This is a genomic window from Nostoc sp. LEGE 12447 (assembly GCF_015206985.1).
GTDB lineage: Bacteria > Cyanobacteriota > Cyanobacteriia > Cyanobacteriales > Nostocaceae > Nostoc.
Genome location: NZ_JADEXT010000025.1, coordinates 19,776 through 38,625, shown reverse-complemented (window position 1 = coordinate 38,625; position 18,850 = coordinate 19,776). Strand labels below are relative to the sequence as shown.

Here is an 18,850-nt window from a genome sequence, read left to right as displayed (position 1 = left end):
GTTGCTCGTTGGGTAGTCAAGTAAAAAACTATCTCGCTGATGTGGGTGGTAGTTAACAAAAAAAAGATTAAATTGACTCATTATTAACATTCTCCACAAGACTTATCATTTACCTTAGAAGGTGAACAGGTGTGTTTTTTGCTATGCCTGCATGTCTTTGGTGAGTGTACTTAGCAAGGCATTAATTTAATGATGCCGTTTTTCCTTGAGAGCCAGTTTTGTGAAACGAAAATCCGGTAAACTAAAGCTGGCATGGGATAGGAATAGTTTTTTTTGAAAAACGGTTAAGTAAATTATCGGAGTGGTAGAAAGAATGTACAATCAAGGTGCTGTTGAGGGTGCTGCCAACACAGAATTAGGTAGCCGCGTCTTCGTTTATGAAGTAGTGGGTTTGCGTCAGAGCGAAGAAACTGATCAAACTAACTACCCAATTCGGAAAAGTGGCAGTGTGTTCATCAGAGTGCCTTACAACCGCATGAATCAAGAAATGCGACGTATCACTCGTCTAGGCGGCACAATTGTTAGCATCCAGCATATAAATGCTCTAGAGCCAGTTAATGGTAAAGCCTCATTTGGGAATGCTACAAGCGTTGTCAGCGAATTAGCTAAATCTGGGGAAACTGCTAACAGTGAAGGGAATGGTAAAGCCACACCTGTAAATACTCATAGTGCTGAAGAACAGAACAAGGACAAGAAAGGCAACACCATGACTCAAGCGAAAGCCAAAAAAGACCACGGTGACGTTCCTGTTAACACTTACCGTCCCAATGCTCCGTTTATTGGCAAGGTAATATCTAATGAACCACTAGTTAAAGAAGGTGGTATTGGTATTGTTCAACACCTTAAATTTGACCTATCTGGTGGGGATTTGAAGTATATAGAAGGTCAAAGTATTGGGATTATTCCACCAGGATTAGACAAAAACGGTAAACCAGAGAAACTGAGACTGTATTCCATCGCCTCAACTCGTCATGGCGATGATGTAGATGATAAGACAGTATCACTGTGCGTCCGCCAGTTGGAGTATAAGCACCCAGAAACTGGCGAAACAGTCTACGGTGTTTGCTCTACACACCTGTGTTTCTTGGAACCAGGGGCAGAGGTAAAAATTACAGGGCCTGTGGGTAAGGAAATGTTGTTACCCCAAGATCCTGAAGCTAATGTCATTATGATGGCGACTGGAACAGGTATTGCTCCTATGCGGGCTTATCTGTGGCGGCAGTTTAAAGATGCGGAAAGAGCCGCTAACCCAGAATACCAATTTAAAGGATTCTCTTGGCTGATATTTGGCGTACCAACAACTCCAAACCTTTTATATAAGGAAGAACTGGAAGAAATTCAACAAAAATATCCTGATAACTTCCGCCTAACTGCTGCCATTAGCCGCGAACAGAAAAATCCCCAAGGCGGTAGAATGTATATTCAAGACCGCGTAGCAGAACATGCTGATGAATTGTGGCAGTTGATTAAAAATGAAAAAACTCACACCTACATCTGCGGTTTGCGGGGTATGGAAGAAGGTATTGATGCAGCCTTAACTGCTGCTGCTGCTAAGGAAGGCGTAACCTGGAGTGATTACCAGAAGCAACTAAAGAAAGCCGGTCGCTGGCACGTAGAAACTTACTAATTTAGTCATTAGTCATTGGTCATTAGTCATTAGTTTTAGACAAAGGACGAAGGACAAATGACAAAGGAAGCAGGATAATCAGTAGGTAGGGCAAACGCTCTACCTACAATTGTTTTGTTATGAATATTGTAAATAGCTGAGGAAAGAGTTCTCAGTTCTGTGTGGTCAAGTACTAAATACTAATAACTACTCAGCACTCAGCACTCAGCACTCAGCACTTAAAGAATAAATTGGGTGCAAAAATTGTGGGTGTGAAACTAGGAATACTCGGATTAGGCACTGTGGGAACGGGGACAGTGCAGTTGTTGCAAGATAAGGCTGGACGGCACCCGTTGTTACAAGAGATAGAAATCTATCGGGTGGGAGTACGATCGCTCGATAAACCTCGGGCAGTAGAATTATCTACAGAAGTCTTAACTACAGATTTAGAATCCATTGTCAACGATCCGGCGGTAGATATAGTTGTCGAGGTGATGGGCGGACTGGAGCCGGCGCGATCGCTAATTCTCAAAGCTTTGAGTAATGGTAAGCACGTAGTCACCGCCAACAAAGCAGCGATCGCCCGCTTTGGGGCGGAAATTTTCACAACTGCCAATCAAGCCGGCGTATACGTCATGCTAGAAGCTGCTGTGGGTGGTGGGATTCCGGTGATTCAACCCCTAAAGCAGTCTTTGAGTGTTAACCGCATTCACACTGTCACAGGCATTGTAAACGGTACAACTAACTACATCCTGACGCGGATGCAAACAGAAGGCAGCAACTTCAGCGATGTCTTAGCTGATGCCCAACGTTTGGGTTATGCTGAAGCTGACCCTACAGCCGATGTTGATGGCTTAGACGCAGCAGATAAAATTGCCATCCTCGCATCATTAAGCTTTGGTGGACGCATCAACCTACAAGATGTTTATACCGAAGGCATTCGGCAAGTGAGCAAAACAGATATTGCCTACGCTGAAAAATTGGGATTTGTGATTAAATTGTTAGCGATCGCTAAACGTGATACTCCCTCATCACCACTTTCCGTCAGAGTTCATCCGACTTTAGTGCCCCAAGCTCACCCTTTGGCTAGCATCAACGGCGTTTACAATGCCATTCTTGTCGAAGGAGAACCCATCGGGCAAGTGATGTTTTTCGGCCCCGGTGCTGGTGCTGGTGCAACCGCCAGTGCTGTTACATCAGATATCTTAAATTTAGTTGCTGTCCTCAAAACCAATACAGCAGTTGCAAATCCATTATTAACTTGTCGGCATCAGGAATACTGCGAAATTGCGCCGATGGTAGAATTGAGAACTCGGTTTTATGCCCGTTTCCTTACCAATGACCAACCGGGAGTTATCGGGAAATTGGGGACTTGCTTTGGTAACTATGGCGTTAGCTTAGAGTCAATTGTCCAAACTGGCTTTCAAGGGGAACTAGCAGAAATTGTGGTTGTTACCCATGATGTGCGGGAAGGCAATTTTAGGCAAGCTTTGGCAGAAATCCGGGATTTGTCAGCGATTGAAAGCATTCCCAGCTTACTGCGTGTACTTTGAGATTAATATTTTAGCGAGCGATCGCTTTCAGGGGTTTCCATAAGCTAAAATACGTAATTTTTTTAGCTCTTTTTTTACGTCTGTGCTTGCTAAAATCAAGAACAAACCTCACTCATGCGTGAGGTTAGCCCTATGACTTTAGATATTACCGCTACAACTAACAGGATTTACCAATGCAGCCATCCAACGTTGAAATTAATAAAGAATTCTGGAACAATTATGCCAAAACATGGGATAAATCTCAAGTTATTCTAGGTAATCAAAAAATTACAGATGATGAAAGAGATAATTACGTCAATTATTTAGGTGATGAATGGGCGACAGTAGAAGATGCAGTCAATATTGTGAGTGAGTATATTACACCGTTTATTTCTCAAGACAGTACAGTTGCAGAAATAGGTGTTGGTGGTGGTAGGATTGCCGCAAAAGTAGTTAAAAACGTCAAAAAATTATACTGTTTCGACATAGCACAAGAAATGCTAGATAATGCTGAAGCAGCGCTTATGGAATATCCTCAAATAGAGTTTCGTTTAATAAAAAATCCTCAATTTGAACCTGAGTTTAGCGAAAAATTTGATTTTGTATATTCATTCGATGTATTTGTACATTTAGATTTACAAACAATTTGGAAATACTTAAACGGTATTTATGCAACTCTCAAGTCAGGTGGAAAGGCTTTTATTCATACCACTAATATAACTACACCAAATGGTTGGGCAAGGTTTGCTGCATACGATAATGATGAGATATTGTATCAACCCACTTCACCAGAAGCAATTAAGTGGTTAATAGAAAAGGCGCAAATGACAGTAATTAAAGAGTCCAGTCCAAATGGAAAAAACTTTTATTTGGATCGGGATTATTTAGTTGTAATAGAGAAGTAAATTAATCTTTGAGACTAATCTAGGTGATGGAATATTTGCGGTAAACTATGGCGCGTAGTTTGTCGCCGTAGGCATCGCTAGTATTCCCGCATCCGCATCTAAAGTTACCTCTACACCCACTGGTAAAGCTGCATTGGGACTATCGTGACCAAAAGGTAAGTCAGAGACAATCGGAATACCTAAATCACCCAAGCGATCGCGCAATACTTCTTCTACACTAAAGCTAGACACAGTTGGCGGCGCTTCACAGCGAGTAAAACCGCCTAAAGCAATACCGCAGACTTGAGACAAAGCACCGCTCAAACGCCATTGTGTCAGCATTCTATCGATGCGATAAGGTGCTTCTGTGACATCTTCTAACGCCAGTATTACACCATCCAGATGTGGCAGGATTGGTGTAGCTAAAAGGTTAGTAGCAACGGTGAGATTACCTGCTAGCAAAGTACCAGTCACCACGCCGCCACCCCATCCGCAACCTTTGAGAGGTGAGAGAGGACGACCTTCTACCGAATCAAATAATCGCTCAACTGACCAATCTGGCTCATCTGCCAAAGTCGTCAGCACAGGAGCATGAACGCCGGAAATTCCTGCTATATAAAGGCTCCACAATAAAGCTGTGATATCAGAAAAGCCTATAAGCCACTTGGGAAGGGCTGAATTTTGTTGCCAACTCCAATCTTCTAAAATACGGGTGCTGCCAAAACCACCTCTAGAACAGAGAATACCGCAACAATCAGGATCTTGCCATGCTGCTGCTAATTGCTGACGGCGGCTTTCGTCTCTTCCTGCCAGATAACCCCATTTGTCATCTATCTGAGGACTGATTTCTATGCGATAACCACGCGATCGCCAAATTTCTAAACCCCGTTCAAATGCCTCAAATTCTCGCAAAGCACCACTAGGGGCAATTACTCGCAGTAAGTCTCCAGGTTTCAGGGGCGGTGGTAAGGTTTTAGATGGCATGAAAAAAGTTAGGGGTGAGGAGAGACGCGATTCATCGCGTCTGTACAAGAGGTTAAGAATAAAGACTATATCTTAGAACTCCGATCAAATTTTATTGAATTATTTTTGAAATTATTGAGTGTTCCTATAATTACGGTGAGGATTGCACAAACTGAAAGGAAACATTAGCAGTCAAAGGATCTGGTAATGGTTTTCCTTGTGCTTGGTAATCTTCAATCAAAAGTTCCAGCACTTCCTCACCATTATTGAGAGCATCCGCGTAGGTATTTCCATGAGTATGTGTGTATGGGCCAAACTCAGGTAAGCTGACAATGTACTTTTTATCTTCATTAGACCACTGAATTACAATACTATATTGCCGTTTCATTAGTCCTAGCTTTTTGCGGTAGAAGATAAATACCTCCAGAGATTAAAGTCAGGGCGACAGAAATCCAAAAGGCAAGCAAAGAGGGAGTTCGCCACACTTCACCCAGAGGCGCAATCAAAAGTGCGATCGCAACTATTTGACTAACAGTTTTGAGTTTACCCCAAATATTCGCCCCCGTAATCGTCGTTTGATTCACCCGCCAACCAGCGATCGCTAATTCTCGCGCTAAAATCAAAAACACTCCCCAAGCTGGCACTTTTCCTAGTTCAATAAAAACCAGCAACGGCGCAAGTACTAGAAGTTTATCCACTAAGGGATCGAGAAACTTACCCAACTCGCTAATTTGGTTGAGTTTCCGTGCCAAATAGCCATCTAACCAATCAGTCAATGCAGCAACGAGAAAAATCGCCAAACATATCCACTGAGCTTCAGGTGTGGGATTATATAAACCATAAAGCAGAAATGGTATCCCCAATAGGCGAGAGAAGGTAATCCAGTTGGGTATGGTCATAGGGAATTCAAAAAATCAACTTCAAAATTAACAACTGTAAAGCAACAAGCAGCCAAACAAATATGCAAAATCTATGCAGATTAGTGTATCTGAGTGTGCCTGCGTGGGAAAATCTGTTTTCTGTAGCTCTCTTAAAACAATACTATGACTGAACACACAGACTCTCAATTTCGCATCGAACGCGATTCGATGGGCGATCGCCAAATTGCTAGTAGCTTTTATTACGGCATTCAAACGCTACGAGCAATCGAAAACTTCCCCATTAGCGGCATCAAGCCTTTAGCTACCTACGTAGATGCTGGATTAATCATTAAAAAAGCTACGGCAATTGTCAATGGAGAACTGAATTGCATTCCTCAAGATATTAGTCAGGCGATTGTGCAAGCAACTGATGAAATCCTAGCTGGGAAGTTCCGAGATCAATTTGTCGTGGATGTTTATCAGGCGGGTGCTGGAACATCTCACCACATGAATATCAACGAAGTTTTGGCAAATCGCGCCTTAGAAATTCTGGGTGAAGAAAAGGGCAATTATAAACGTGTTAGTCCTAACGATCACGTTAACTATGGACAGTCTACCAATGATGTGATTCCGACCGCAATTCGGATTGGTGGATTATTGGCATTATCCAAGACATTACACCCAGCAATAGATAGTGCGATCGCATCTTTAGAAAACAAAGCTGTAGAATTTCAAGATATCGTCAAATCTGGCAGAACCCACTTACAAGACGCTGTACCCGTGCGTTTGGGTGAAAATTTTCGCGCATGGGCGCAAATTCTTGCAGAACATCAAAACCGGATTTACACCGCCTCTGGTGATTTGATGGTGCTGGGTTTGGGAGGTAGTGCAGCCGGAACAGGGTTAAATACTCATCCTCTTTATCGCGCCCGTGTGGTAGAGGTTCTCTCAGAATTGATTGACACTCCTTTAGAACCTGCACCCCATCTTATGGCAGCCATGCAGAGTATGGCCCCATTTGTAAATGTTTCCGGTGCTTTACGCAACTTAGCGCAGGATTTAGTCAAAATATCTCATGATTTGCGACTGATGGATTCGGGGCCAAAAACTGGTTTGAAAGAAATTCAACTTCCCCCAGTGCAACCCGGTTCCTCGATTATGCCAGGGAAATATAACCCAGTCATGGCAGAGATGACATCAATGGTTTGTTTTCAGGTGATGGGCTACGACAGTGCGATCGCATTAGCCGCACAAGCTGGACAATTAGAATTAAATGTGATGATGCCACTAATTGCCTATAACTTGATTCACAGCATCGAAATTCTGGGTAATACCATCGCTGCACTCACCGAACGCTGCATCGAGGGAATTACTGCAAATCAAGAACGTTGTTTAGCTTATGCCGAAGGCAGTTTAGCTTTAGTAACCGCACTAAATACCCACATCGGTTACTTAAACGCTGCTGCTGTCGCCAAAGAATCTTTAGAAACTGGTAAATCCCTGCGGCAAATTGTTCTAGAACGGGGATTAATGAGTGAAACAGACTTAGCCACAGTGTTAAATCTAGAACAAATGAGTGGTATCTTACCGCTCAAAACAGAATAATAGATTATGGGGAATTGGGCATTGGGCATTGGACAATAATTAATAGTTCTTCTCCCCCTGCTCCCTTGCTTCTTCCCCATTGTCCATTCCCCATTCCCTAATCTATGCAGACTCAAAAACCATCTGTTAGTCTCATTCGGGCTACATCTTATGAACGAGAGGCTTTACGAGAATCCTTAGTAATTCTCCTAGAACCTTTTGGAGGAATAGCAGCATTTGTGAAAAAAGGCGATCGTGTTTTACTCAAACCCAATCTACTTACAGGGTCGCGTCCTGGTAAAGAGTGTATCACCCGTGCCGAACTAGTTTACGAAGTTGCCCAAATGGTAATTGAAGTTGGCGGTAAACCCTTTTTGGGTGATAGTCCTGCTTTTGGTAGTGCCAAGGGCGTAGCAATAGCAAACGGCTATCTGCCTATTTTAGAAGAACTCAATCTTCCCATCATCGATTTTCAAGGTCAGCGTTACCAAACAATTAGTGATAACTTTAACCATCTGCGACTGTCTAAAGAAGCAATGGAAGCAGATGTAGTAATTAATCTACCTAAAGTTAAATCCCATGCCCAGTTGACATTGACACTGGGCGTAAAAAACTTGTTTGGTTGCGTCCCAGGTAAAATGAAAGCTTGGTGGCACATGGAAGCCGGAAAAGATGCGAATAGATTTGGTGAAATGTTAATAGAAACTGCTAGGGCTATTAACCCTAACTTAACCATATTAGATGGCATCATTGGTCATGAAGGAAATGGCCCTAGTAATGGTGAACCTCGCCAACTAGGAATTTTAGCAGCCGCATCAGATATATTTGCTTTAGATCGGGCAATGGTAGAAATCCTCAATGTTCCTCCTGAACAAGTGCCCACAGTTGCAGCTTCTCAAAGGCTAGGAGTTTGTCCAGAACTAGCTGACATAGAGTTTCCACATTTAAATCCTGACTTATTAAAAATAGAAGATTGGCGGTTACCAGACAAGTTGATGCCCATTGATTTTGGTATGCCCCGCGTAATTAAGTCTACCTTTAAGCATCTTTATACCCGATTTATCAAAGAACCAATTAGTGTTTATGGAAGGAACTAAGAACTGGTAACTGGTGAAGAAGCAAGTGAGCAGGGGAGAAAGTTTCCCCTTTTCCCCCTGCTCCCCTGCTTCTTCATTTCCCTCTGCCTCTTCCCATGCCCAATGCCCAATCTAATGCAAACTTCGTTACAGCAATTTCAATTATTAGCAGAGTAATCTGTAATTACCCTCCGATTGCTTAACCAGACCGCCCTATTATATTTAGTGGCGGTTTTTTTAGCTGATACGCCTGCTTCTAAAATATTATTTACTCTACCTATATATAGATTGACAAAAATGCAGTGATATTACACAGATTTGAAAATTTAAATTCTGAAATATTTGTTTAGTGTTATCACTGAATCTATGCAGCCTAACACAGTTAATGTATCTGTATTTCTTCGGTAATTATGATTGGTTATAAAAAACATTCCTATTATTCCTTCTTTGGTGTCAAATATTTGTGTGTATAACTACCGGATAACAATCGAAACCATTGATAGATATTCAGTGCTTTTGCGGTTTGGTGTCCTGTATCACAAATTAACAATTCCAGTAAAATGACCTTATCAAAGGCATTTTAGGATGTTATAATCATGAAGTATCAGACAAATATGTTTTGCTAATTAATCTTTAAGCAGCGAAAAAATGTAATTTATGATGCTCTCAAAGTTGGGTTTGCGTATGCAAACCATTACACCATACAGGGAAACATCTGAAAATATTAATTACAAAATAAAACATAATTTGTTTAGTTGTAACTTTGTATTAAGAACTCCATGTATAAAAAGGCTATTATGACAGTTGTATAACTGGTTTAGATTGTAAGATGCTACACATTTTACAGTTTAAAAATAGCTAACATAGCATTAAGACTCTCAATCAGAGAGTAGACCTACACAGTGTTACGAATAACTTCAACTTTGTATGAATTCAAATAGCCAGTCTGCCAATTCTACCGACACATATTCCCAACGTTTGGCAGACATTGTGGGAACTGCGATCGCTCTATTGACTCTTACCCTACCCGTATTTGTCATCGCCCACTATTCTTCAACTAATGTTCAAAATAACCAGCAACCCCTGATCCAAAACCTACAAGGAAGTAAAGATTGATAAAGTTTTCCAGTAGCATTTCATCAGGAATAACCTGAATTTGTATAGTGTGACTCCAGGTTTCGGGTGCCTTGACAGAGTAGGGGCAGAAATCCCTCCAACAGCAATCAAGGGCGGGAGAAAATAATACACTCTTGGAAAAAGCGTTGCGAAGTAACTTCGCAACGCTTTTTCCATTTTTCATAGGAGTGGTGAGATGAGGAGGACAAGGGAGACGAAGAATTATTGAACAATTCTCTTCCCAATTCCCAATTCCCAATTCCCCATCAGAGATCCATATTGCCCTAAAATTCTACACGGGGAGCGAAGCTGACTGAGTGCCCCCATGATTCACTGTTATCAGAGGACTTTTTTGTGGATTTATCTCGTATTCCTGCCCAACCGAAACCCGGTTTAATCAACGTTCTGATTGAAATTACTGGCGGAAGTAAAAATAAATACGAATACGACAAGGAACTAGAAGCTTTTGCTCTAGACCGAGTACTTTATTCCTCGGTAAAATATCCTTATGACTACGGCTTTGTACCCAATACTTTAGCTGAAGATGGCGATCCCCTAGATGGTATGGTCATAATTGACGAGCCAACCTTTCCCGGCTGTATTATTGCTGCACGACCAATTGGCTTCTTGGAGATGATTGACGGTGGCGATCGCGATGAAAAAATCCTTTGTGTTCCCGACAAAGATCCTCGTTACACTCAGGTAAAATCCCTGAAAGACGTAGCGCCACACCGCTTAGATGAAATTGCCGAATTTTTCCGTAGTTATAAAAATTTGGAAAAAAAGGTGACTGAAATTCTCGGTTGGCAAGATGTGGACAAGGTTGCAGCTTTAGTAGAAAAATCCGTCAAAGCTTATAGAGGATAATAGAAGAGTTAGGAGTTAGGAGTTAAGAGTTATAAATTTTTATTCCTCAATCCTAACTCCTTTACAGACGCGATTAATCGCGTCTCTACTCATAAATTTCATTTGTTACGAAACTGCCACCAAATCCTAAACCAAAATGCAGCGTACTCTCCTTTTGGCAAAAATTCATAATTGCACCCTTACGGGGGCGAATATCAACTACGTGGGTAGTATCAGCATCGATGAAATCCTTTTGGAAAAAGCTGGGATCTTACCTTATGAGCAAGTTCAAGTAGTTAATAGTGCCAACGGTCAGCGTTTTATTACTTATGCGATCCCGGCTCCAGCCCATTCAGGAGTAATTGAGCTAAATGGGGGTGCGGCACGTCTAGGCATTATTGGCGATCGCTTGATTATAATGACTTACGGGCAGTTCACTCCAGAAGAGTTAAAAAATTACTCTCCTACGGTAGTCATTGTGGACGAAAAAAACAGGCTGTTGGAAGTTCGGCGCTACGATGACCTGCTCGTTAAGGTCTAATTTGAAGGAAAATGTCAAATTTTGAGTTGTCGGATTCCCAGAGCTACATACCTGAAAAGTCTGCTACCCTGCCAAGTAGCCCAGCAGGTGAGTTTATTGTGCAATTTTGGGGTGTACGGGGTTTGATTCCTACCCCAGACACCAGCACCAACCGCTATGGTGGTAATACTGCTTGTGTAGAAATATATGTAGGTGGACAACGCCTGATTTTTGATGGCGGTACTGGCTTACGCATACTAGGTAAAACTTGGCAAGAACTACAACAGCCAATACAAGCCCATTTATTTTTTACCAACTGTCAATCAAATCGGATTCAAGGGTTTCCCTTTTTTGCTCCTGCATTTATTGGAGAAAATTGCTTTCATATTTACGGCACAGCTGCTTCAAATGGAGCCTCAATCAAACAATGTTTGTACGATCAGATGCTCCAGCCCCACTTTCCTTATCCTTTACAGGTAATGCAGTCGGAATTGCAGTTTTATAATCTCATTCCAGACAGTGATGTAAAGCTAGATGATGTCATCATTACAACCGCATTAATCAATCAAACTCAGCGCTCAGTTGGCTACCGAGTTAGTTGGCAAGATTATAGTGTTGCATACGTCACGGATTTGCACCAGAATGCCGAGCAAGTGGAGCAAGAGCGGATTTTAGAGTTTATTAAAGGCGTTGATTTGCTGATTGCCAATGCCACATACACTCCCCCTACGTCTCACAACCATGACTCTGCTGATTTACTCTGGCAAGCTGCGGTGAATGCAGCTCTGAATGCTGGTGTGCAACGGCTAGCTATTTCTCATCATCACCCGGATGACCACGATGATTTTCTTGATCGGGTTCAAGTCGATATTAAATCTGCCTTTCCTGAAGCAGTATTAGCCCATGAAGGTCTAGTTTTAGCTGTTGGGAAGTGATTTAGGCTCTATTGGCAAAATGGAAATTTACCCCAGCTTTAAGCGAATGGAATTCGCTGCTAAACACGCAAAGTCCGCCTCCGCGGACTAAGAAAAAATTAAGGGTTTGAAACCCACGGAGGTGGGTTTTGTTTGTGTAGACGCGGTTTCTAACCGCCCTTTTAACTCCTACGAAGCATTTTGCAACTCGGCTGTACGGATTGAAAGCTGCTGTGTCTGATTACCCCGTTGCACTTTCACCTGTAATACTTGACCAAGACGACTGTCTTCCACAACGTTCTGCAATTGTTCAGCGCTGGTAATAGCTTTACCATCAACTTGCAGAATTACATCCCCGCGTCGGATACCGGCAGATGCAGCTGGAGAATTTGGGACTACTCGCATTACAAAAACACCATTAATTTCTGGTATTTGAATAGGAGAGTTGGGATCGGTGTTATTTTGCTTGGCAAGAGCGGGTGTTAAAGTTAGCATTTGCACGCCTAAATAGGGGTGAGCAACTTTGCCATCACGTTGCAGTTGCGCTGCGATCGCTTTCGCTTTATCAATAGGAATGGCAAAACCAATACCCATCGCGTCGGGACGAATCGCTGTGTTAATGCCAATCACTTCACCTTGGCCATTTAATAGTGGCCCGCCAGAGTTACCTGGATTAATGGCGGCATCAGTTTGAATGAAGTCTAAGCGTTTGTCGCTAATGCCAACTTGGGCGCTGGAACGTTTGAGAGTACTGACAATTCCCAAAGTAACGGTGTTATCAAATCCTAAAGGATTACCAACTGCGATCGCCCAATCTCCGACTTGGACATTAGTGGAAGAACCCAAGGGTGCGACTGGTAAATCGTTACCAGCGTTAATCTTGACTACTGCCAAATCTGTAACTTCATCAATGCCTTGAACTTTGCCTTCAAAGGTGCGGCCATCTTTGAGTCGGACTGTTACCTTATCAGCCTTATCGACCACATGAGCGTTAGTCATAACTAAGCCGCTCTTGTCAATAATGAAACCTGAGCCTAAACCGCGTAACTGCTCAGAAGGCGGCATTTGTTGAGAGAAACCATCACCAAAAAACCGACGGAAAAATGGGTCTTCCATAAATGGATCAACGCGACGAGTAATTGTTCGCTCAGTATCAATGCGAACAACTGCTGAACCGACACGATTCACTGCTGCGGTGACAAAGCTACTAGTACCGATCGCACCTGTGGCTGGTGATTGTCGTTGGGCAATCAGTTGTGAAGTATTTGTATCTGTTATTGGGGGTGCGGGTTCGGCTTGGGAGGGCAACACCTGCAATGTGCTAACCGTTAGCACAACTCCGAGCGCGATCGCTAAAACATAACTACTGAGTTGACGTATGGATCTGGGTAATTTGGGAAATCGCATAATCACAACCTAATTTATAAGCTTAATTGTTGCTTAGTCGTGACAAATCTATTTACAGTTATTTTTACTTCAGGTTTCGCCTGCCTTAGCAATCCTGTGGTTAGGGCATTTTACGAGTTACCTATAATCAAGTTAATGGAAAATTTAACCCAAAAGCTATTATGGACATTCACCCTTTACAAGTTCGGTTTTTACCCATCAATAAAACTTTTGGATTGCTAATAAAACTAGAAGTTTCAAAGTAGTGACACCGATAAAAGGAGATGTGGGACACCCATACTCACTTTTGGTTCAAAACCTGATCGGATGATGAACTAACTTTTGAATAAAATTTCATTCCGACTGATTGCACCTAGCTGGGGTAAAGAGTTGATGGCTGAGTGGGGAGTGAGGTTAACAGGAACGGTGAGAGGTAGTTGTAATTGTTTAACAACACTTTGCAGTAGTTGGTCTTGTCCAGTCCGCAAACCCCAAACATTTGTCCCACGGTTGATAATAGCAAACCAAACCAAACCGCGATCGCGTGTGGGCATCACTCCAGCTAAAGCGCTCACATCTCTAAGAGTGCCAGTTTTGATCACAGTAGACAGAGGAATGTGTCGGGAGTGTAGCGTTCCTCGGTGATCAAACCCAGACATCGGGAACAAGTCAGCCAGATTTAGCTGATGGGCAGATGCCTCACTTTGAATAGCCATAAACATCGCACAGGCAGCCCTGGGGGAAATGCGATTTTCGGGGCCTAGTCCAGAACCATTAATTAACTGAATTTCCACTTGTGGCACCCTAGCAAGGTTAGCAGCAGTGGATTGGACTACAGCTGCTCCTCCCACTGAATCTGCTAGCATCTCTGCCATATCGTTGTTACTGTAAACATTCATTTCCTTGATTAGTTGCTTCAAGGGTAAGGAACGATGACGCAGTAACAAAGTTTGTTGGGGGTTTGGTTGTGCCTCAACTTTCACCGTACCCGAAATGACTACTTGAGGCTTGGGCGTTCCCTTAGCCATAATTGAGTGTGTGTAAATAGCAGGGCGGCCCCAAGTTGCACGATTTAGCGTTTGCTTGAGCATCATACCCGCCAGCATCGGCTGCCGTTGGAAATTCATGGCAAAACTGCCATTAATGATTAAATTTCCCTTTATCTGCTTGATACCCATTTTATTAAGAGTATTACCCAGAGCGATCGCTTCTTCCCAAACAAACAAAGGATCGCCACCGCCTGTAATCACCAAATCGCCCTGCACAACTCCATTTACCACTGGCCCGGTGATACTCACCAAAGTATCAAATTGGTAATCTGGGCCCCAAGTTTTCAAAGCAACTAGTGAAGTGGCAATTTTGGTTAAAGAGGCAGCAGGGAGAGGTGTCGTACCTTGGTGATTTGCCATCAGCATTGGCCCCGACTGCATCCAAATGCCCTGACTCTCAGCCAGATTTTGCGCCACCACTTTTGATGTGATGAGCTTTTTCAGATATTCTTGCACCGTAGTTGCCCCAGTTGGATTGGGATCGGGGGCAAGAACTAAGCCAGGGCTACTTTGCCAAGTTAAAGCATCTAAGGCATCTAGAGGCTTGATTTGTACCCCGGCCATTTCCAGCCAGAGTGACACCAAACCTGAACCCAATAATTCCAGCATATTTTATTCCTCTATATGTGTTTAGGATGTTCTATATTATTTCCTGTGCTAATATACACGCTTTTTTATGCAGATCAGCATTGAGTCACAATAACTGGTGCATTAAACATCTGAAAGTAAGGTGAATCACATGAGTTTCGTTATACTTTTTACAAAAAAAGACTGACTCTAAGAGCCACGTCTCTTGAAAGCCAGTATAAAGGAGGCAAAGCGAATTGACTCTTCATATTTCATCATTTTTTATTAAAAAATTGACAATAATTTAGATACATTGTAAATTCCTCTTCAATACCTCTTTCAAAGTCATCCTAAAGCAGACATATCAGCTAAGTTAAATTATGAAGACATCAAAATCATCCAACATTTTTTTCGTCTATCTAGCCTGAGATAAACTGAAAAAAGGACATTGGAGTGGTGAGAAGTTTGTTGCGATCGCCTGCGTTATTATGTCGCTTTCATAGAGTCAAATCTTTAGCGATCCAAAAGATATTAAACTGGCAATAAGCCTGTGAAGGCTGTCAAAAATATTGGGATACGGGTGGAAAAATCCACCCCTAAACTCTACTTTCTTTCTGGGTGTGCTGCATCTTCTGATGAAACATTACCCATTTGGTTAATTGTGGCAATCATCTGATACAAACGCCCTAAGTCGCGTTGATTGAAGTACAAAATGAGGCGTGGTAGTTCAACCGTTTCATCTTGTGCTTCTTGAGGTAATGCCTGACTTTTTTCAATCCGTCCTTTAACAATAATGTCACTGAAATCAGCATTGAGTTGCTCTACAAGATAGTCTGATATATCTGTCTTCAGACGCATGACTAATTGCTCGCCTACATATCTACAGGAGTGATAAACCTGGTAAAAACGAGTAATAGCGTCACAAGCCACATCCAGGTTGTCTGTCACCGTGTAAAGGCTGGGGTCTTCAGGACTGACAAGACCATTTTGGACTAATTGCTTATCAATATATTCGCTCCAAGACCGCCAGTAATCACCACCAGGATGGTCAATTAAAACTAGAGGTACTGGGCCAAACTTACCATTCTGGCTTAATGTCATACATTCAAAAGCTTCATCTTGAGTGCCAAAGCCTCCCGGAAATAAGGCTACAGCATCACTTTCTTTGAGGAGAAAAAGCTTGCGAGTAAAGAAATATTTGAAAATAATTAGCTTGGGATCGCCCTCTATAAAAGGGTTTGCTTCTTGTTCAAAGGGTAATTGAATATTTAATCCAAAGGAATTTTCTCGCCCAGCACCTTCGTGACCCGCCTGCATGATTCCACCGCCACCGCCGGTCATCACCATAAATCCTAATTGAGAAACAGCGCGAGCAAACTCAAGGGCCATTTGGTACTCTGGCGTATCTGGCGCTAGACGAGCAGAACCGAAGATGGTGACTTTGCGAACGTGTCGGTAATCATAAAAAAGCTGGAAACCTCGCTCCATATCTGCTAACGCAGCCGACAATATTTTCCAATCGAGACGCTCAATTTCGGTATCAGCTAGACGAACAATAGTAGCAAGTGCTTGCTGAATAAGCTGCCGATTTTTTAATGTCGGTAAACGAGCGATCAATTCAGCGATATCCGCCTGTAAAGACTCTAATGTGTCAAACGACGCAGATGAAGTCATGAGAACTGCCGCAACAATGGCATTATATTCTACGTGAATGACTTACACTCTAGCAAGCGGGATATAGCCCCCTGAATATCAATATCCCGTAGCATCTGAATAATTTAAAAACGACAGAGATTCTGAGGACGCGAAGGACATAAATAAAGATGTCACCACGTCCCCTCAGTTCAACCCCAGTTCTTCTTTCAATGCCTCCGGGACATTAACTGCTGTCTTTAATCCCCGCACACCTTCCCATTGCTGTTTTTTACCCCAAGTCATTTTTTCCATATTGGCATCGCTGAGGTCTGCACCACTGAGAATGGCGTAACTTAGGTTACTGTGGCTGAGATTCGCGCCATTGAGAATCGCACCACTCAGGTTACTGCCACTGAGGTTAGCACTGTTAAGGTTGGCATAGCTGAAGTCTGTACCAAAAAGGATCGCGTCGGTGAGATCGGCACCACTGAGGTCGGCTTCGCTGAGAATTACCCCACTGAGGTCAGCTTCGTTGAGGCTTACCCGACTCAGGTCTACACCGCTAAGGTCTGCGCCTAAGAACATTGCACCGTTAAGTCTGGCATTGTTTAGTTTGGCTCCATTAAGTTTGGCATAGCTAAGGTCAGCAGCCATGAGGATGGCATCACTAAGGTTGGTGCTGAAAAGAATTGTGTCGCTGAGGTTAGTACCGTTGAGGATGGCATGACTCAAATCAGCACCACTGAGGTCAGCGCGGCAGAGATCAGCATGGTTAAGGTTGACGTTGCTGAGGTTGGCTTCACTTAAATTCGCACCAAAAAGGATGGCGTTGCTGAGGTCGGCGCGGTTGAGGTTGGTGCTGCTGAGGTCGGCGCGGCTGAGGTCGGCGCGACTGAGGTCGGCGCGGCTAAGGTCGGTACTGCTAAGGTCGGCACGATTCAGGTCGGCGCGGCTAAGGTTGGCACAGCTAAGGTTAGCACCACTAAGGTTAGTGCTGCTGAGGTCAGCACCAGTGAGGTTAGCACCAGTGAGGTTAGCCCCACTGAGGTTGGCATCGCCGAAGTTGGCACCGCTAAGGTTAGCACCTATGAAGTTTACGCCAGTTAAGTTGGCATCGCCGAGATAAGCAAGGCTGAGGTCAGCACCGCTAAAGTCTGCCCCGGTGAGGTTGGCATCTCCCAAGTAAGCACTACAAAAGTTACCACCTTTGAGGAATTGCCCGACTATACTGCTAAAGTTGCCAATGTCTAGGGCATCGCTATAGTTAATGATCCGCAGCAGTTGGGATGTGAAAAAATTGTCTGTATCTGGTTGGGCTGATGGATAGAAGGTAATTTTTTCTTTGAGTTCATCTTGCTCTTGGGCGTAGCGGTGTAACTCTAACAGTAAAATCAGTACGTTCAATCCTGTATAGATGTCTACCTGTCTCAGCCCGATCGCAATATTTTGAGTTGCTAGCTTTAATTTTGTTTTCTGAGGCAGGTTATCATCTGGTGTGGCATCAATAAATTCTCCCTGACACCAGCGACGATAAAAATCTTCTAGCCGCCAAAAAAGCACTTCTGGGTCAATCTTTTGACTAGTCACAACCAATTCCATTATTTGGTTGACTATTTCTGATTTCAGCGCTCCATTGCCTAGTAAATCATAAATCTCTTCATGCATCTGGCGGTCGCGCACTTTTAAGCATAACTCTGATGGTAGCGGCCCCGATATGCGATCGCCTATCTTAGAAGTCAAACTGCTATTTGATATTGTCCATTTTTCTAAGCTTTCTTGCAGTCTTTGAAACCATAAATCTTCCTGTAAATTACCTTGAGCAAATTTAACGCTTTTGTTTACTTTAATACTTTTTCCTGGAGATAAACCGACTTTAGTTTCCACCGATGTGGTCTTTGGCATCTCTTGTAAGCTTATATCCCTCACATAATTTCTCAGCAGTTGCCAAACTTGAGATAAATATGTTGACATTTCTGTGTCCGTTGTTACATTTAAATTACTGTTTTGATAATCTGGAACTAAAATTTTTTCTTTGTTACTTTGCTTATCATTGCGAAAAATAAATAGTATCAATAAATACTACACGAAAAATATCATGCGTTGTCGATATCTATGATGGGCTACACTGATGGCGTTTTTGAAGGGTGGCTTTTCGCTAACCCTTAGTCACGTCAAGCTTCTTCTCTTGATGTAAATAAGTGTGATCGGAAAAAATCTTTCAAAAATCAAGTAATTTTCCGATTTTGGTTGATTTGTTATACTTTTTTCCCCAGATATTTACTAGTCTGATGTAAAAATAATACTTACTCATT

General features: G+C 42.8%; 16 protein-coding genes and 2 pseudogenes. 10 read left to right on the top strand and 8 right to left on the bottom strand.

The genetic code is table 11. The features are described from left to right. Positions 1 to 313 precede the first annotated feature (313 nt). The 3 genes from petH (at position 314) to IQ274_RS22715 (ending at position 4,043) form a co-directional block, all read left to right on the top strand. Positions 314 to 1,627 carry a ferredoxin--NADP reductase gene (gene petH / locus IQ274_RS22725; protein ID WP_163927403.1) on the top strand — a complete coding sequence of 438 codons (1,314 nt, stop codon included), beginning with the start codon at positions 314 to 316 and terminating at the stop codon, positions 1,625 to 1,627. Positions 1,628 to 1,872: 245 nt separating this feature from the next. Continuing rightward, the gene (locus tag IQ274_RS22720) at positions 1,873 to 3,159 is read left to right on the top strand and encodes a homoserine dehydrogenase (protein ID WP_163927445.1); all 1,287 of its coding nucleotides are present in this window, start codon (positions 1,873 to 1,875) and stop codon (positions 3,157 to 3,159) included. Between the two features lie 173 nt (positions 3,160 to 3,332). Then, positions 3,333 to 4,043 carry a class I SAM-dependent methyltransferase gene (locus IQ274_RS22715; protein ID WP_163927404.1) on the top strand — a complete coding sequence of 237 codons (711 nt, stop codon included), beginning with the start codon at positions 3,333 to 3,335 and terminating at the stop codon, positions 4,041 to 4,043. Positions 4,044 to 4,088: 45 nt separating this feature from the next. Here IQ274_RS22715 and IQ274_RS22710 read toward each other — a convergent pair whose 3' ends face one another. The 3 genes from IQ274_RS22710 to pgsA form a co-directional block, all read right to left on the bottom strand. Beyond that, the gene (locus IQ274_RS22710; RefSeq protein ID WP_194143506.1) at positions 4,089 to 5,006 is read right to left on the bottom strand and encodes a S66 peptidase family protein; all 918 of its coding nucleotides are present in this window, start codon (positions 5,004 to 5,006) and stop codon (positions 4,089 to 4,091) included. Positions 5,007 to 5,136: 130 nt separating this feature from the next. Beyond that, positions 5,137 to 5,373, bottom strand: a complete 237-nt coding sequence (locus IQ274_RS22705) for a type II toxin-antitoxin system HicB family antitoxin (protein ID WP_194143505.1) — start codon at positions 5,371 to 5,373, stop codon at positions 5,137 to 5,139. Continuing rightward, positions 5,357 to 5,884, bottom strand: coding sequence for a CDP-diacylglycerol--glycerol-3-phosphate 3-phosphatidyltransferase (pgsA, locus tag IQ274_RS22700; RefSeq protein ID WP_163927407.1), 528 nt, complete (start codon positions 5,882 to 5,884; stop codon positions 5,357 to 5,359). Before pgsA ends, IQ274_RS22705 begins: the two co-directional genes overlap by 17 nt. Before the next feature lie 144 nt (positions 5,885 to 6,028). Between pgsA and IQ274_RS22695 the strand changes: the two genes are divergently transcribed. The 6 genes from IQ274_RS22695 (at position 6,029) to IQ274_RS22670 (ending at position 11,922) form a co-directional block, all read left to right on the top strand. Beyond that, positions 6,029 to 7,450 carry an aspartate ammonia-lyase gene (locus IQ274_RS22695; RefSeq protein ID WP_163927408.1) on the top strand — a complete coding sequence of 474 codons (1,422 nt, stop codon included), beginning with the start codon at positions 6,029 to 6,031 and terminating at the stop codon, positions 7,448 to 7,450. Between the two features lie 104 nt (positions 7,451 to 7,554). After that, the gene (locus IQ274_RS22690; RefSeq protein WP_194143504.1) at positions 7,555 to 8,526 is read left to right on the top strand and encodes a DUF362 domain-containing protein; all 972 of its coding nucleotides are present in this window, start codon (positions 7,555 to 7,557) and stop codon (positions 8,524 to 8,526) included. A 906-nt stretch (positions 8,527 to 9,432) separates the two neighbouring features. Further along, on the top strand, positions 9,433 to 9,621 hold the full coding sequence (locus IQ274_RS22685) for a hypothetical protein (protein WP_114084033.1): 189 nt from the start codon (positions 9,433 to 9,435) through the stop codon (positions 9,619 to 9,621). A gap of 354 nt (positions 9,622 to 9,975) precedes the next feature. Beyond that, positions 9,976 to 10,488, top strand: a complete 513-nt coding sequence (locus IQ274_RS22680; protein ID WP_114084032.1) for an inorganic diphosphatase — start codon at positions 9,976 to 9,978, stop codon at positions 10,486 to 10,488. 136 nt (positions 10,489 to 10,624) lie between these two features. Further along, the gene (gene panD / locus IQ274_RS22675) at positions 10,625 to 11,008 is read left to right on the top strand and encodes an aspartate 1-decarboxylase (RefSeq protein ID WP_012409102.1); all 384 of its coding nucleotides are present in this window, start codon (positions 10,625 to 10,627) and stop codon (positions 11,006 to 11,008) included. Between the two features lie 11 nt (positions 11,009 to 11,019). Further along, on the top strand, positions 11,020 to 11,922 hold the full coding sequence (locus tag IQ274_RS22670) for an MBL fold metallo-hydrolase (protein WP_163927410.1): 903 nt from the start codon (positions 11,020 to 11,022) through the stop codon (positions 11,920 to 11,922). Positions 11,923 to 12,090: 168 nt separating this feature from the next. Here IQ274_RS22670 and IQ274_RS22665 read toward each other — a convergent pair whose 3' ends face one another. From IQ274_RS22665 to IQ274_RS38070, 4 genes and pseudogenes are all read right to left on the bottom strand, one after another. Continuing rightward, a complete protein-coding gene (locus tag IQ274_RS22665; protein WP_194143503.1) occupies positions 12,091 to 13,308 on the bottom strand; it encodes an HhoA/HhoB/HtrA family serine endopeptidase in 1,218 nt (405 codons plus the stop codon). A 314-nt stretch (positions 13,309 to 13,622) separates the two neighbouring features. Further along, the gene (locus IQ274_RS22660; RefSeq protein ID WP_194143502.1) at positions 13,623 to 14,945 is read right to left on the bottom strand and encodes a D-alanyl-D-alanine carboxypeptidase; all 1,323 of its coding nucleotides are present in this window, start codon (positions 14,943 to 14,945) and stop codon (positions 13,623 to 13,625) included. A gap of 561 nt (positions 14,946 to 15,506) precedes the next feature. After that, entirely contained in the window at positions 15,507 to 16,577 is a 1,071-nt protein-coding gene (locus IQ274_RS22655; protein ID WP_163927413.1) for an LOG family protein, read from the bottom strand. Positions 16,578 to 16,742: 165 nt separating this feature from the next. Beyond that, a pseudogene (locus tag IQ274_RS38070) lies at positions 16,743 to 17,534 on the bottom strand (pentapeptide repeat-containing protein); the annotation flags it as partial. Between IQ274_RS38070 and IQ274_RS38065 the strand changes: the two are divergent. Next, a complete protein-coding gene (locus IQ274_RS38065; RefSeq protein ID WP_416209846.1) occupies positions 17,416 to 17,664 on the top strand; it encodes a hypothetical protein in 249 nt (82 codons plus the stop codon). The pseudogene IQ274_RS38070 and the gene IQ274_RS38065 overlap by 119 nt on opposite strands. On the opposite strand, the pseudogene IQ274_RS38060 reads toward IQ274_RS38065, so the two are convergent. After that, positions 17,547 to 18,137, bottom strand: a pseudogene (locus IQ274_RS38060) (pentapeptide repeat-containing protein); the annotation flags it as partial. The gene IQ274_RS38065 and the pseudogene IQ274_RS38060 overlap by 118 nt on opposite strands. Between the last annotated feature and the right edge of the window lie 713 nt (positions 18,138 to 18,850).

Bases quoted from the DNA above. Each gene is read 5' to 3' on its own strand.
- petH (WP_163927403.1), top strand. From the start codon at position 314: ATGTACAATCAAGGTGCTGTTGAGGGTGCTGCCAACACAGAATTAGGT.
- IQ274_RS22715 (WP_163927404.1), top strand. From the start codon at position 3,333: ATGCAGCCATCCAACGTTGAAATTAATAAAGAATTCTGGAACAATTAT.
- IQ274_RS22710 (WP_194143506.1), bottom strand. From the start codon at position 5,006: ATGCCATCTAAAACCTTACCACCGCCCCTGAAACCTGGAGACTTACTG.
- IQ274_RS22705 (WP_194143505.1), bottom strand. From the start codon at position 5,373: ATGAAACGGCAATATAGTATTGTAATTCAGTGGTCTAATGAAGATAAA.
- pgsA (WP_163927407.1), bottom strand. From the start codon at position 5,884: ATGACCATACCCAACTGGATTACCTTCTCTCGCCTATTGGGGATACCA.
- IQ274_RS22695 (WP_163927408.1), top strand. From the start codon at position 6,029: ATGACTGAACACACAGACTCTCAATTTCGCATCGAACGCGATTCGATG.
- IQ274_RS22690 (WP_194143504.1), top strand. From the start codon at position 7,555: ATGCAGACTCAAAAACCATCTGTTAGTCTCATTCGGGCTACATCTTAT.
- IQ274_RS22685 (WP_114084033.1), top strand. From the start codon at position 9,433: ATGAATTCAAATAGCCAGTCTGCCAATTCTACCGACACATATTCCCAA.
- panD (WP_012409102.1), top strand. From the start codon at position 10,625: ATGCAGCGTACTCTCCTTTTGGCAAAAATTCATAATTGCACCCTTACG.
- IQ274_RS22670 (WP_163927410.1), top strand. From the start codon at position 11,020: ATGTCAAATTTTGAGTTGTCGGATTCCCAGAGCTACATACCTGAAAAG.
- IQ274_RS22665 (WP_194143503.1), bottom strand. From the start codon at position 13,308: ATGCGATTTCCCAAATTACCCAGATCCATACGTCAACTCAGTAGTTAT.
- IQ274_RS22660 (WP_194143502.1), bottom strand. From the start codon at position 14,945: ATGCTGGAATTATTGGGTTCAGGTTTGGTGTCACTCTGGCTGGAAATG.
- IQ274_RS22655 (WP_163927413.1), bottom strand. From the start codon at position 16,577: ATGACTTCATCTGCGTCGTTTGACACATTAGAGTCTTTACAGGCGGAT.